Below are 13,730 nucleotides of genomic sequence, written 5' to 3'. Positions count from 1 at the left end.
TGTGTTATAATTGGTCTTTGATTTTATTTAATTCAGTTTTAACGCGTTCCAGTTTTTGAATAATATCAAAATTAGAAAGTGTTTTCTGCTTTTCTTCTTTTAAGTGGGTTTTGGCACCATCAAGAGTAAAACCTCTTTCTTTAACCAAATGATATATCAATTGAAGGTTTTTAATGTCTTGGGGAGTGAATTTTCTATTTCCCTTAGCATTTTTTTTAGGTTGGAGCACATCAAATTCTTTCTCCCAAAAACGAATTAGTGAAGCGTTTACACCAAAGGCACGGGCAACCTCGCCAATACCATAATATCTTTTTTCAGGGAGTTCTATCTGCATTAATCCAATGATTGGTTTTCTTGATTAGCGAATTTCAACATGTTTTCGAATTCTTCTGGCGATAAACTACCATAATAGAAATTCATAGGGTTTATTCTCTCGTTATCTTTCCATACTTCGTAATGTAAGTGTGGTGCCTCTGATCTACCTGTGCTTCCTACAAAACCTATAAGGTCGCCCCTTTTTACTTTTTGACCTTTCTTAACATTGTATTGGCTTAGGTGAGCATAAAGACTTAAATATCCGTATCCATGTTCAATGCGTATGTGTTTTCCGTATCCAGAGGAGTTGTTGTCTGCTCTAGTAATTTTGCCATCTCCAGCAGCATATATAGGTGTACCTTTTGGAGCGGTAAAATCCATGCCGTAATGCATTTTTCTGGCCTTGGTAAAAGGATCGGACCTCCATCCGTATCCAGATGCCATACGTTTTAGATCTTCATTGTTGATAGGCTGAATAGCAGGTATCGACATTAATAATTTTTCTTTTTCTTCAGCCAATTTCGTAATCTCATCCAATGATTTAGATTGAATGGCCATTTGTTTTTTAATGATATCCAGTCTCTTTGTAGTAGAAACGATCATTTCAGAATTATTAAAGCCTTCCAAAGATTTGTATCGGTTAATACCGCCAAAACCAGCTTTACGTTGTTCATCTGGTATAGGGTTGGCTTCAAAATATAAGCGGTAAATATTATTATCTCTATCTTCTATGTTCCCTAGAACCTCTTCAATTTGTTCCATTTTCTTATTCAAGAGCTCGTACTGCAGTTCGTAATTTTTGACTTCACGAGATAAAGAAAGTTCCCTTGGTGTATTGACTAAATTGGTGTTAAGCAGGAGAATTAACGCTAAAAAACCAAAAAGGCATGAGCCCAAAATAAAGAAGGCTATATTTCTATAACGTTTAGATTTTTCGGGTTCTATTTTACGGTACGACAGCGTGTCTGGGTCGTAATAGTATTTTACCTTAGACATGAATGTTATTTATCCTATTTTTGTTTTTTCAATTATTAGGGAACAAACAAATATAAAGATAGTTTTATATAAACCGTTAAAATTTGTAAAAGCTTAGCATTTTAGATGAATTCCAAAGATACAAGAACACAATTTCTGAATTTTTTCAAAGGTAAAGAACATAAAATAGTGCCTTCTGCACCTATGGTCATAAAAGATGACCCAACCTTGCTTTTTACAAATGCGGGTATGAATCAGTTTAAAGAATACTTTTTAGGTATAAGTCAGCCAAAAAGTTCTAGAGTGGTAGATACCCAAAAATGTTTACGTGTAAGTGGTAAACATAACGATTTGGAGGAGGTAGGTAAAGATACCTACCACCATACGATGTTTGAGATGTTGGGTAATTGGAGTTTTGGCGATTATTTTAAGGAAGAAGCCATTACCTGGGCTTGGGAGTTATTGACGGAAGTTCTTAAAATTGATAAGGACAGTTTATATGTGTCGGTTTTTGAAGGAAGTGATGATGCTGACCAATTAAAATTGGATAGTGAAGCTTTTGATCTTTGGAAAGGTATTGTGCCTGAAGATAGAATTATCATGGGCAACAAGAAAGATAACTTCTGGGAAATGGGCGATCAAGGCCCTTGTGGACCATGTTCTGAAATTCATGTAGATATTCGTTCAAAAGAAGAAAAAGCAAAAGTTTCTGGAGCAAGTTTGGTCAATCAAGATCATCCACAGGTAGTGGAGATTTGGAATCTGGTATTTATGCAATACAACCGTAAGGCAGATGGCTCTTTGGAAAATTTACCGGCTAAACATGTAGATACGGGTATGGGATTTGAGCGTCTTTGTATGGTGTTACAGGGAGTTCAAAGTAATTACGATACCGATATTTTTACCCCGTTAATTAGAGAAATAGAAACGATTACAGATTCTGATTACGGTAAAAATGAAGAAATTGATATAGCCATTCGCGTAATTAGTGATCACATACGTGCTGTTGCGTTTTCAATTGCAGATGGTCAGTTACCAAGCAATACAGGTGCAGGTTATGTAATAAGAAGAATATTAAGAAGGGCGGTCAGGTACGGATTCACATTTTTGGATATCAAAGAGCCTTTTATGTTTCGTTTGGTAAGTGTACTTATCAAATCTTTGGGTGATGCATACCCTGAATTAAAAGAACAAAAGCAACTTATTGAAAACGTAATTAAGGAAGAAGAGCACTCTTTCTTGAAAACCCTTGATCAAGGATTATTGCTATTAGATACGATCATAAAAAATACCAAAGGCAAAACAGTTGATGGCGGTAAAGCTTTTGAATTGTATGATACTTTCGGATTTCCTATAGATTTAACTGCTCTAATTCTAAGTGAAAAAGGATATCAATTAGATGAAGCGGGGTTTGATGCGGCTATGCAACAGCAGAAGAATAGATCAAAATCCGCATCAACAATATCTAAAGAAGATTGGGAAGTTTTACAGAACGATAACGAACAGGAGTTTGTTGGTTATGATATGCTAGATGTTGAAGTGAAAATTACAAAATACCGTAAAGTAGTTTCAAAAAAAGACGGTACTCAGTTTCAGTTGGTATTTAATCTAACTCCATTTTACGCAGAAGGTGGTGGTCAAGTTGGTGATAAAGGATATTTAGAGGATACTCATGGAGATGTAGTGTATATTACGGATACCAAGAAAGAGAATAATGAAATTATACATTTTGCCAAAAACCTGCCAAAGCATTTAGACGAGAGTTTTAAAGCTGTGGTTGATAAAAAACAGCGTAATAGAACAGAGGCAAACCATACGGCAACGCATTTGTTGCATCAGGCTTTGCGCGAAATTTTAGGAAAACATGTAGAACAAAAAGGATCTTCTGTACATTCTAAATATTTACGATTCGATTTTTCTCACTTCTCTAAAATGACACCAGAAGAATTGCAAGATGTAGAGAATTTTGTGAATGCTCGTATAGACGGACATTTACAACTTCAAGAAGAAAGAAATGTACCAATGAAAGCTGCAATTGCAGATGGTGCAATGGCATTGTTTGGAGAAAAATATGGAGACGCCGTTAGAACAATCCGTTTTGGTCAATCTATAGAATTGTGTGGTGGTACCCATGTAAAGAATACAGGTGATATCTGGCAATTTAAAATTAAGTCAGAAGGTGCAGTGGCTGCAGGTATACGAAGAATTGAGGCAATTACAGGCGACGCAGTTAAAGATTTGCATGTAGATAATGATAAGTTATTGTCGAAAATAAAAGTTGTTCTGGGTAATACTCAGGATCCTGTAAAATCGGTTTCAAGTCTTCAAGAAGAAAATAGCAGTCTAAAAAAGCAAGTAGCCGAATTGTTGAAAGACAAAGCGAAAAATCTAAAAGGTGATTTGTTATCAGAATTGAAAGAAGTTAATGGAGTTCAATTTTTAGCGAAAGAGGTAGATTTAGATGCGGCAGGTATAAAAGACCTTAGTTTTGAAATGGGCAGTAATAAAGATAATTTATTTTTGCTATTTGGTACCGAGCAAAATGGTAAAGCACTATTGTCATGTTATATATCTAAAGAACTGGTTGCGGCTAAAGGATTAAATGCAGGAACAATTGTTCGTGAGCTTGGTAAGTATATTCAAGGTGGTGGCGGTGGTCAACCTTTCTTTGCAACTGCGGGAGGTAAAAACCCTGGTGGTATAGCCGATGCTTTAGCGCAGGCTAAAAGTTATTTGGGGTAAATTGTTTTATGATGTTTAAGAAGTTCAATGGTTAATAAACTTTAATAGTATGAATCTCTTAACAAAAATACCTTTATTGAAAGCCCAAAATCAAATTGACTATTCAAGTCAGTTATTGATTTTGGGTTCATGTTTTTCAGAGAATATTGGGGCTAAATTAGAATACTTTAAATTTCAGAGATTACAGAATCCGTTTGGTATTTTATTTCATCCTTTGGCAATTCAAAAACTTATTCAAAAGTCAGTTCATCAAGAGGTGTTTACGGAAAAAGATGTGTTTCATGTCAATGAGCAGTGGCATAGTTTTGACGCACATTCAGTGCTGAGTAATCCATCCAAAGAAAAAATTATTGACGATTTAAATGAAGCAGTACAAAACACTTCTTCTCAATTAAAAAAAGCAAGTCATATCATTATCACTTTAGGCACTGCTTGGGTATATCGTAATAGTGCGAGTGAAAAAGTTGTTGCCAATTGTCATAAAGTGCCTCAGGCAAATTTTACAAAAGAGTTGTTGAATGTTGATGATGTTAAAGAGAGTTTAGAACGTACTATTGAAATGGTGCGTTCAATAAACCCAGCTGCACAATTTATATTTACGGTATCACCCGTTAGGCATTTAAAAGATGGCTTTGTAGAAAATCAATTAAGTAAATCGCATTTAATTTCTGCAGTACATAAGGTGCTGAATGACGGTATTTCTTATTTCCCTAGTTATGAAATTATGATGGATGAACTTCGGGATTATCGTTTTTATGCTAAAGATATGATTCACCCTAACGAAGTGGCTGTAGATTATATATGGGGGAAGTTTTGCGAAGTATGGATTGTTACTAATGTTTATCCTACGATGAAAAAGATTGAAAAAATACAAAAAGGGATTCTTCATAAGCCGTTCAATGAAAAATCAGAACAGCACCAGAAGTTTCTTATAAAATTAAATGTGTTGAAATCTGAAATTAATAAAGAATATCCAGACCTTGTTTTCTAAGCTTATTAATGACCTTGTCTAATTTATTATACTTTAGTTTTTTCAGTACTTTCCAGTTTTACGTCTAATATGATTAAAAAGTTAAGCTGTCTTGTTCTATTAATGTTTAGTGTAATTACTGCTAGCGCTCAGCTTCCATTAGTTGAGTTAGAGGCATTACAGGCGTTGTATAATGAAACCGGAGGTCCTAACTGGGTTAGTGAGACCGATGCCGATATTACCGATGATTGGGTGTTTGCAACGCCGTTGATTGATACCGATGTTACTAATTGGCACGGTGTCACCGTAATCGGTAACCGTGTTACACAGCTAATATTAGATAATGCAGGAAATACCGGGAACAATTTAATAGGAACGATACCAACTGAAATCGGTAATTTACAAAACTTGGTTGATTTAGACCTTTCTGATCAAACTAACCTCACTGGGCCCGTTCCAGACAGTATGGGTAATCTTCTAAACCTTGAAATTTTACTTTTAAATGGCAATGAGTTATCTGGAGTCATACCTCCAGCATTAGGGAATTTAAGTAATTTGTTAACATTATGGTTGAACTCAAATAATTTAGTTGGAACTATACCGCCCGAACTTGGTAATTTAAGTAATTTAGAATCTTTACTGCTTTCAGGGAACCAACTCACAGGAACCATCCCGACTGAGTTAGGAAGTCTAAATAGCTTAGTTTCTCTTTGGCTTTCTTCAAATGAACTTATTGGTGAAATTCCCGCAGAATTAGGGTTGCTTTCAAATTTGAGGCAATTACTTTTAGGTGGTAATAATCTTACAGGTGAAATTCCTGAAACTATTTATGATTTAATGAATTTAGTGATGTTGCAATTGGAGTTTAATCAGTTAGAAGGCGCTATTTCTCCGTTAGTTGAAAATTTATTGTCGTTAGAGACTTTAATACTTCGAAATAATCAATTAGAGGGTGATCTGCCAGAGGAAATTGGAAATATTACTACGTTACTTACATTGTGGCTAGGTCAAAATAATTTTACGGGAACGATACCCGATTCTTTTTCAGGTCTAATAAATTTAGGGTCATTTGAAATTAATGATAATAACATAGAAGGTGTTTTACCTGCGGGCTTGGTAAACTGGACCAATCTGAGTGGTTTTGATATTTATAATAATAAAATTGAGGGTGATGTACCAAGTTTTGTTTTTTTAAATGAGGGTACATTTAGAATTTATGGTAATCGTTTTCAATTTGGTGATTTTGAAGATGAATTTAATTACTATAACGGCTTCAATAATTTTGTTGATACCCCCCAGGCATTAGTGAATGATATAGATGATATAACAGGATGTGTTGGTGGTTCTTTAACCTTAACCACTGCAGTTAGCGGTAGTGCAAATGTATATGAGTGGTTTAAGGATGGTGTTGCAATACCAAATTCTAATACACCAGATTTAGTTTTGACCAACCTTCAAGTAATAGATTCGGGTGTTTATACATGCGAAATTAGTAGTACTATAGTAACGGATTTGGTGTTAGAGCGAAATCCAATTACGTTAACAGTCAATAACGACGGACCTACGGCAAACGATATTGATGATATCGTTCTATGTGATACGGATATCGATGGTTTTGCAACATTTAATTTGGATTTGACGGCTATTGAATCTCAAGTAGTAGGCAGTCAAACAGGGTTAACGGTTGCCTATTTTGACGCCACGGGAAATCCTATAGCGTTAACAAATTCATTTGATAATACTACAGCAAACCAACAAGATATTACAGTTAGGGTAGAGGCATCTGCAACCTGTTTTGATGAGACTGTTTTTAGTCTTATTGTAAATCCTTTGACCGTGGCAGATGTGTTCTCTGATGTCGAAGTTTGCAACGCTTATATTCTACCAGTATTGAGTGCAGGGAATAACTATTATACAGCTACAGGAGGTACAGGAACGATATTGAATGCAGGTGAAGAGATTACCGAATCGCAAACAATATACGTGTATGCAGGGAGTGCTACAGGAGTGGAAGATTGTTTTGATGAAAGTAGTTTTTTCGTTGATATCACTGAGGTCTCAGTTGCAGAGTTCGATGATGTAACGGCTTGTCTTACGTATACACTACCAACATTGTCAGATGGACAGGATTACTATAGTGAAGCAGATGGTGATGGAGTTATTTTATTGGCTGGAGATGAAATTTCAGCGTCCATGATTATTTATGTATTTGCAGAAGAGAATGGTTGTTATAGTCAGTCTAGATTTACGATAAATATAGATGCTGTTGCTTGCCAAGGTGTAGAGTCTTTGGCGTTGCCTAAGTTTTTTACTCCTAATAATGATTCATATCATGATGTTTGGGATACTTCAAAACTATCTGGAACAGGTGATATAGGTATATTTATTTATGATCGTTATGGTAAGCTCTTAAAGCAGCTTAACCCTAACGCTTCTAATAGTGCTTGGGATGGTATGTATAATGGCAAGCAAATGCCTTCAACTGATTACTGGTTCAAATATCTGAATTACGATACCGGAATAGACCTTTCGGGTCATTTTTCGTTAAAACGATAGGCTGTATATTCGTTTGTTCCTTAATTTCGAATACATTGTTTTTTTATGAAGAAAATACTTTTAGGCTTAGTAATAGGAGCGACATTATTGTTTGCTTTTCAAACTTGCCAAGATGACAAAGAACATAAATCTATTTTAGAAGAAAATTCTATGCTCATTCAGCAAGAAATTACCAATGTTTCTAAATTAGTGGTAACAGAGGGGCATTTTGCTGAGGTCTATAATTATAAAGACTCAAAAGAACTTTTTGGTCCGTTGTTGAGAGCAGAGAAAAAAGCTTTAGTAGTAGTAAATGCAGATGTAACCGTCGCCTATGATTTAAGTAAGATTGATTTTGAAATTGATGAGGCAACCAAAACGGTGAAGATCAAAAGCATACCAGATGCAGAAATTAATCTGAATCCTGATTTTGAATATTATGATGTCACCGCAGATTACTTGAACCAATTTGATGCTGCCGACTATAATAAAATAAAGAAAACAGTGAAGGCTTCTTTAATGAAAAAGGTAGAAGCTTCTGCATTGCGTACCAATGCTGAAAACAGACTTATTAGCGAATTGCAGAAATTCTATATTCTTACTAATTCAATGGGGTGGCGATTAACGTATCAAGAGCAGACCATTGAATCTTTAGAAGGTTTGCAAGTCATTAAACCTTAGATTTTATAGCCGCCAATTCCAATCCGTCATCAATTAACTGTCCTAGGTTAGGTTGATCTCGCTTAATATTTTCGAGATGTGCCTTTATTTTTTTCGGTAGTATTTTTTCGTTACTTAAAATTGCCAATTCATAAATTTCAATAGGCAGTAGCCAGTCTGTGGGATATTTTTCTTGTATTACTTCAAAAACCTTTGTTCTAGAGATAATGGTGTTGTTGCCTTCTCTAAAATCACGAATTAATTTATAGTAAGATTCCAGTTCGTTTAAACCTACGTCATCATTATTTTGGCTTCCGGTACTTAACGAATGATCTAAAAGGTCAAAACTTTTTAAATCTGCAGGACCATGGTAGGCAGAAACAATTTCTTCACCAATTGCCATGTTGTACAATTCTTCGTTAGATTCGAAAAGTGTAATGCCTTTATGTGTCACTTTGCAATTCTCGAAAGTGATTAATATTATACGCCCCAGAAGATTACGAGTACCGGTTATAATTTTACCGGTAACATTTATACTACCAACAAAATCTAATGAAACAATTTCCCCTTCATAGATTTTATAGGCTTTTAGATCACGCGGACTCATATCTTCAATAGGAATATTTATTCCTTTAAGTCTACCAATAGGGGAGCCAAAACCGGTTTCATGCTGATTGATATCTTGCCCCACCAACTCTTTTTCGCGGTAAGATAACGCAGATTTACCTTTTGTTTGAAAGTAAATAGGTTTGCCATCATGAGAAATCAAAGATTTAAAATTACCAGATACCTGTAACCCTGTACTTAGTTCAATTGTACCTAATTCTTTAGAGTCTATAAGTTTCTGTAAACCTGTAAGTCCGCCTTTTCGTAATGCCATGGTATTGGCAAAATCTTCTAACACCTGACTTAAAAATGCAAAATCGGGAGTGACGAAGAGTTGCGGTTGTTTTTTAGTGATATCAAAAGATGTTTTGGCCGCTTCAATGGAGTAAGGCAGTTTTTTGACGTTATCGGTCATACACCACTGACTTTCGCCAATAGATGATAACAATCCGGCACCATAAATCTTTGGGTCTTCTAAAGTGCCTATAAGTCCGTATTCAACGGTCCACCAATGTAAATTTCTAATAAGCGCCATTTCACTGGGTTCGCCCATATTCTCTTGAAGAAATTCAATATGCTTTTCTGCCTTTTCAATATCTTCATTAGGAGTGCCTTTAGCCTCTTTAATAATTGATAGGTGACGAACAGCTTCATAAAGTTCAAAATCTTTAGCGCTTGATATAGCCTTGGATCCTATTTCACCAAAACGTCTTAAATAAGCAGCGTATTCTGGGTTGGCAATTATAGGGGCGTGACCGGCACCTTCATGAATGATATCTGGAGCGGGAGTGTAGGCGATGTTTTCTAACTGTCTAATGTCTGACGCGATTACCAGTACGTTGTATGCTTGAAATTCCATAAATGCAGCAGGTGGTATAAATCCGTCTACGGCAACAGCAGCCCAACCTAAATCCTTAAGAATACGGTTCATGCCGTACATGTTGGGGATATTGTCAATTGAAATACCTGTTTTGCGCAATCCTTCAGAATAAGATTTATGTGCAACCTTACTTAGATAATCTACATTCTTTCGCATAACATAGCGCCACACAGCTTGATTGATAGGCGTATAGTCCTCATAATTTTGAGGTTTAATGTATTGTCTTAAATGCTTAGGAAGCTTATCTAAAATAGGATTGCTTTCATATTCGGAAGTATTCATGCCCATAATTATTTTACGCTAGATTCACATTGTTTCTTTTAAATATATGATTTAAAGACTAATTAATTGTTAATATTGTTTAAATTAGGAAATAATACTTTTAATTGTAAATTAAAAAGGAATAAGGTCTTTTTAAGTGCGGATAGCAAACATAAAACAGGAAAAAGTAATGACAGAAAAATTAGATGATATAGATAGAGAGATCTTAAAAATTTTACAGAAAGATGCTAAGACGGTTGCTAAATCTATTGCAGAACAATTGGGGCTTACCAAAACTCCGGTTTATGAACGCATTAAAAGATTGGAGCAAGAAGGATTTATCAAAAACTATGTTGCCATTTTGAACAAAGATAAAATTGAAGAAAGTATCACCGTTTTCAGTTTTGTCTCTTTAGAAGCCCAAAAAGGAGCCATGATGGATGATTTTTTTGAACAGGTGATGAAATACCCTGAGGTTGTAGAGTGCTTTGTAGTAGGTGGTGAATTTGATTTCCACTTAAAAGTAGTCGTTAAAAATCTAGATGCTTATTACAATTTTGCGAAATTTAAAATTGCATCGCTACCAAGTGTAGGCAATGTTAAAAGCGCATTCGTGTTAAATGAAGTAAAGAATGATACTCATTTTCCGTTACTGTAAATAAAAAGGGCTTGTAGATGAATTCATCCGCAAGCCCTTGTTTTAAAATGAGATTTTATTATTTCATTGCAACCGCATTAGGGGGGTATTGCTCTAAAATTTGAGAAACAAATTCTCTAATACGCTCTTCTTTTTTAGCTATGTTTTTAGTGTTAGAAAGTGTACCTACACCTTTACCTTGCCAAACCAATTCGCTAGTTTTATTATCTATGAGATCAATATATAAAGAACCTTGGGTACTTGCGCTAACGCTAGTGCCGCCCCAGCCAAAACCAGGTCCCCATGCCCATGGGTTGTAACCCCATCCCCAGGCGCCGCCCCAGCCATAGTTGTTATTGTAAACATCGACTCTTTCTTGTTCTTTAGTGAAAATACTAACTAAAATATCTGGTGTTTCAGACTTTACAAAGCCTCTAGAGCTCATTTCGGTTTCAATAGCTCGTAGAATACGTTTTTTATCCAAATCTGAAATTTGCGCTTTGTCAATACCAGTTTTATAGAAGGCATAAGATTTATAACCGTTAAAGTCTGCTTTTTGATCATAATCAGAAAGAACACTAACCGAAGAGCAAGAAGTAATAAAAACTAAAAGGAGTAGAGGTAAACCGAGTAATTTGATGTTTTTCATAACGTTATATGTTTTAAGAACTTATTTTTTTCTATAAAGAGTATTCACAAATACCATGCCGAGCTATGTTAAAACTCACTGTGTGTTTGTTTTTGAATCATAACCATATGGGCAATGTCTACAGCCGCTTTCACAGCAATACCCGCGTTTTAAGTGAAACTGCTTGGTGAAAACTCTAAATCCGTTTTCAGACCAGTAAAAATCACCCTCCTCAATAGGGATTATTTCTTTCATGTTTGCAATATCTTTTAATTGTATAAAGTTACTCCTTTCTGTTGATAACCTAAATGCAAGACGTCTAGAAGATAACTAATGAAGTGCTTAAGCCCTATTTTGACCATTAAACGGTTTTGTTGGCAACAAAAACCAGTAATTTTCTTACAGTGTAATTTTGGCTTTATCTTTGTTATAACATTATCAAATTAAATATATGATATTGGTTTTTAGACATTTCTTCTATAAAAATTACGTGGGACTCTCACTATGGCCCTTTATATTTTTAAAAAATGGAAGTTTAAAAAATGATGATGCACTCATAAATCATGAGAAAATTCATTTGCGCCAGCAACAAGAATTATTGATTCTTCCTTTTTATATTTTATATCTGACCGAATGGGCAATTCGTGCCATTTGTTATTTAGATACCTACAAGGCGTATCAAAATCTAAGTTTTGAGCGTGAGGCCTATATTCATGAAAATGATATGGATTATCTGTCGAAACGAAAAATGTTTAGCTTTATTAAATATCTTTGGCGATAAATTCGCCTATTTGCAAAGCATCAATCAACTTGTTGAATATCCTTTATTAGCAGAAAAGCAGATAACCCTGGTTATTAAACGCGAAGATTTATTGCACCCTAATATTTCTGGTAACAAATACAGAAAGCTCAAATACAATTTATTGGCTGCAAAGGCAGAAAATCAGCATACCATATTAACCTTTGGTGGGGCATATTCTAACCATATTGCCGCCACTGCTTATGCGGCAAAAGAAAAGGGGTTTAAAGCAATAGGAATTATACGTGGAGAGGAGCTTGAAAATTCTTGGCAAACTAATGAAACATTAAAGAGAGCTCATGATGATGGAATGCGTTTTAGGTTTATAAGCAGGAGCAACTATAGAGAAAAAGAATCCCAAGTATTTATTGACACCTTACGAAATGAGTTAGGGAAATTTTATCTGGTGCCTGAGGGTGGTACAAATGATTTGGCGATAAAAGGTTGCGAAGAGATTATCACAAATGATGACAAAGAATTTGATGTTGTGTGCAGTAGCGTAGGTACAGGAGGTACAGTATCCGGATTAATTAAATCATCTTTTCCACATCAGAACGTTTTGGGGTTTTCAGCGTTGAAAGGCGATTTTTTAAAAGATGAAATTAATAAAATGGTCAACAATACACGTTGGCAACTATTTACCGATTATCATTTTGGGGGCTACGCAAAAACATCCGAAGAGCTAATTCTATTTATAAATGAGTTTAAAGAAAAAACAGGTATTCCTTTAGATCCAATTTATACCGGAAAAATGATTTTTGGGTTGTTCGATATGGTTAAGCGTGATACTTTTGCCGAAGGAACCAAAATTATGGCAGTACATACAGGTGGTATACAAGGTATTGCTGGCATGAATAGTGTACTGAAAAAGAAAAATTTACCTTTGTTGCATATATGAAAAAGATAGTTTTATTGGTTTTATTAATGGGTATAGGATTATCATCTTGTAAATCCAAGAAAAGATACTCAGACCAATTACGTACTAAAAATGTACTTAATGAACGCAGGAAACCAACTACAGATATCCCTATAAAAGAAGGAAATGCAAGTTTACCAGCAGAACCAACTAAATTTGTTCGGTTCAGCATAGATTCTCCGTCAGAATACATTAGCACCTTTGCAGAAACGGCGCAATTAGAGATGATGGGCTACGGTATACCGGCAAGTATTACTTTGGCACAAGGACTTTTAGAAAGTGGAAATGGAAAAGGGGAGTTGGCTATGAAAACCAATAACCACTTTGGTATAAAGTGTCATAAAGGGTGGGAAGGTGATTATGACTTTCACGATGATGATGAAAAAGGAGAGTGTTTTAGAAAATATAACCATCCCATGTATTCTTTTAGAGACCATAGTATTTTCTTGACGACAAGGTCTAGATATGCCTTTCTTTTCAATTTAAGACATACGGACTATAAAGGATGGGCAAGAGGCTTAAGAAAGGCAGGTTATGCAACCGACCCAAAATACCCGCAAAAACTCATCTATTTAATAGAAAAGTATGATTTGCATAAATATGACAAACAGTCTATAAAAGACAATTATAAAAGTACAACAGTAGTAACGAACGATGCGAGCAATATACATACCGTACAAAAGGGTGATACTTTGTATTCATTATCCAGAAAGTATTATATGAGCGTAGATGAATTAATGAAGTTGAATAATTTACGTAGTTCAGACTTATCTATTGGTCAGCCAATTAAAGTCAAATAACAGAAA

General features: G+C 35.1%; 13 protein-coding genes. 8 read left to right on the top strand and 5 right to left on the bottom strand.

Features of this window, described 5'->3' with window-relative positions:
- Positions 1-4: 4 nt before the first annotated feature.
- Positions 5-334 carry a MerR family transcriptional regulator gene (locus tag P177_RS16340; protein ID WP_036156468.1) on the bottom strand — a complete coding sequence of 110 codons (330 nt, stop codon included), beginning with the start codon at positions 332-334 and terminating at the stop codon, positions 5-7.
- The gene (locus P177_RS16335) at positions 334-1,311 is read right to left on the bottom strand and encodes a M23 family metallopeptidase (RefSeq protein WP_036156466.1); all 978 of its coding nucleotides are present in this window, start codon (positions 1,309-1,311) and stop codon (positions 334-336) included. Before P177_RS16335 ends, P177_RS16340 begins: the two co-directional genes overlap by 1 nt.
- A gap of 105 nt (positions 1,312-1,416) precedes the next feature.
- On the opposite strand from P177_RS16335, the gene alaS reads away from it, so the two are divergent.
- The 4 genes from alaS to P177_RS16315 all read left to right on the top strand — a co-directional run bounded on the left by alaS (position 1,417) and on the right by P177_RS16315 (position 8,218).
- Entirely contained in the window at positions 1,417-4,032 is a 2,616-nt protein-coding gene (alaS, locus tag P177_RS16330; protein ID WP_036156464.1) for an alanine--tRNA ligase, read from the top strand.
- 49 nt (positions 4,033-4,081) lie between these two features.
- Entirely contained in the window at positions 4,082-5,023 is a 942-nt protein-coding gene (locus P177_RS16325; RefSeq protein ID WP_036156463.1) for a GSCFA domain-containing protein, read from the top strand.
- Between the two features lie 69 nt (positions 5,024-5,092).
- The gene (locus tag P177_RS19515) at positions 5,093-7,558 is read left to right on the top strand and encodes a T9SS type B sorting domain-containing protein (protein WP_051941882.1); all 2,466 of its coding nucleotides are present in this window, start codon (positions 5,093-5,095) and stop codon (positions 7,556-7,558) included.
- Positions 7,559-7,603: 45 nt separating this feature from the next.
- The gene (locus P177_RS16315) at positions 7,604-8,218 is read left to right on the top strand and encodes a DUF4230 domain-containing protein (RefSeq protein WP_036156461.1); all 615 of its coding nucleotides are present in this window, start codon (positions 7,604-7,606) and stop codon (positions 8,216-8,218) included.
- Here the strand turns inward: P177_RS16315 and P177_RS16310 are convergent.
- On the bottom strand, positions 8,208-9,965 hold the full coding sequence (locus P177_RS16310; RefSeq protein ID WP_036158659.1) for an aromatic amino acid hydroxylase: 1,758 nt from the start codon (positions 9,963-9,965) through the stop codon (positions 8,208-8,210). The genes P177_RS16315 and P177_RS16310 overlap by 11 nt on opposite strands.
- A gap of 169 nt (positions 9,966-10,134) precedes the next feature.
- Here P177_RS16310 and P177_RS16305 point away from each other — a divergent pair, with 169 nt between their 5' ends.
- Entirely contained in the window at positions 10,135-10,602 is a 468-nt protein-coding gene (locus tag P177_RS16305; RefSeq protein WP_036156459.1) for an Lrp/AsnC family transcriptional regulator, read from the top strand.
- Between the two features lie 58 nt (positions 10,603-10,660).
- Here the strand turns inward: P177_RS16305 and P177_RS16300 are convergent, their stop codons facing one another.
- Complete coding sequence (locus tag P177_RS16300) at positions 10,661-11,230, bottom strand: DUF4136 domain-containing protein (RefSeq protein WP_036156457.1); 570 nt, start codon at positions 11,228-11,230, stop codon at positions 10,661-10,663.
- Between the two features lie 75 nt (positions 11,231-11,305).
- On the bottom strand, positions 11,306-11,464 hold the full coding sequence (locus P177_RS20250; protein ID WP_167333121.1) for a DUF5522 domain-containing protein: 159 nt from the start codon (positions 11,462-11,464) through the stop codon (positions 11,306-11,308).
- 196 nt (positions 11,465-11,660) lie between these two features.
- On the opposite strand from P177_RS20250, the gene P177_RS20245 reads away from it, so the two are divergent.
- From P177_RS20245 to P177_RS16285, 3 genes are read left to right on the top strand one after another with little or no spacing between them, the layout of a single operon-like run.
- Entirely contained in the window at positions 11,661-11,990 is a 330-nt protein-coding gene (locus P177_RS20245) for a hypothetical protein (protein ID WP_036156455.1), read from the top strand.
- 10 nt (positions 11,991-12,000) lie between these two features.
- Positions 12,001-12,906 (top strand): 1-aminocyclopropane-1-carboxylate deaminase/D-cysteine desulfhydrase, encoded by a 906-nt coding sequence (locus tag P177_RS16290; RefSeq protein ID WP_245233056.1) that lies wholly within the window; start codon positions 12,001-12,003, stop codon positions 12,904-12,906.
- Positions 12,903-13,724 carry a glucosaminidase domain-containing protein gene (locus P177_RS16285; protein ID WP_036156453.1) on the top strand — a complete coding sequence of 274 codons (822 nt, stop codon included), beginning with the start codon at positions 12,903-12,905 and terminating at the stop codon, positions 13,722-13,724. The genes P177_RS16290 and P177_RS16285 overlap by 4 nt, the downstream gene beginning before the upstream one ends.
- Positions 13,725-13,730 lie beyond the last annotated feature (6 nt).

The sequence above is a fragment of the Maribacter forsetii DSM 18668 genome (assembly GCF_000744105.1).
Taxonomy (GTDB): domain Bacteria; phylum Bacteroidota; class Bacteroidia; order Flavobacteriales; family Flavobacteriaceae; genus Maribacter; species Maribacter forsetii.
The sequence above is the reverse complement of the archived record's forward strand: the minus strand, read 5'-3'. Positions and strand labels throughout refer to the sequence as shown.

What these genes read in the sequence shown, in the direction of transcription:
- P177_RS16340 (WP_036156468.1), bottom strand. Translation starts at nt 334, where the DNA reads ATGCAGATAGAACTCCCTGAAAAAAGATATTATGGTATTGGCGAGGTT.
- P177_RS20250 (WP_167333121.1), bottom strand. Translation starts at nt 11,464, where the DNA reads ATGAAAGAAATAATCCCTATTGAGGAGGGTGATTTTTACTGGTCTGAA.
- P177_RS16335 (WP_036156466.1), bottom strand. Translation starts at nt 1,311, where the DNA reads ATGTCTAAGGTAAAATACTATTACGACCCAGACACGCTGTCGTACCGT.
- alaS (WP_036156464.1), top strand. Translation starts at nt 1,417, where the DNA reads ATGAATTCCAAAGATACAAGAACACAATTTCTGAATTTTTTCAAAGGT.
- P177_RS19515 (WP_051941882.1), top strand. Translation starts at nt 5,093, where the DNA reads ATGATTAAAAAGTTAAGCTGTCTTGTTCTATTAATGTTTAGTGTAATT.
- P177_RS20245 (WP_036156455.1), top strand. Translation starts at nt 11,661, where the DNA reads ATGATATTGGTTTTTAGACATTTCTTCTATAAAAATTACGTGGGACTC.
- P177_RS16305 (WP_036156459.1), top strand. Translation starts at nt 10,135, where the DNA reads ATGACAGAAAAATTAGATGATATAGATAGAGAGATCTTAAAAATTTTA.
- P177_RS16285 (WP_036156453.1), top strand. Translation starts at nt 12,903, where the DNA reads ATGAAAAAGATAGTTTTATTGGTTTTATTAATGGGTATAGGATTATCA.
- P177_RS16300 (WP_036156457.1), bottom strand. Translation starts at nt 11,230, where the DNA reads ATGAAAAACATCAAATTACTCGGTTTACCTCTACTCCTTTTAGTTTTT.
- P177_RS16325 (WP_036156463.1), top strand. Translation starts at nt 4,082, where the DNA reads ATGAATCTCTTAACAAAAATACCTTTATTGAAAGCCCAAAATCAAATT.
- P177_RS16310 (WP_036158659.1), bottom strand. Translation starts at nt 9,965, where the DNA reads ATGAATACTTCCGAATATGAAAGCAATCCTATTTTAGATAAGCTTCCT.
- P177_RS16315 (WP_036156461.1), top strand. Translation starts at nt 7,604, where the DNA reads ATGAAGAAAATACTTTTAGGCTTAGTAATAGGAGCGACATTATTGTTT.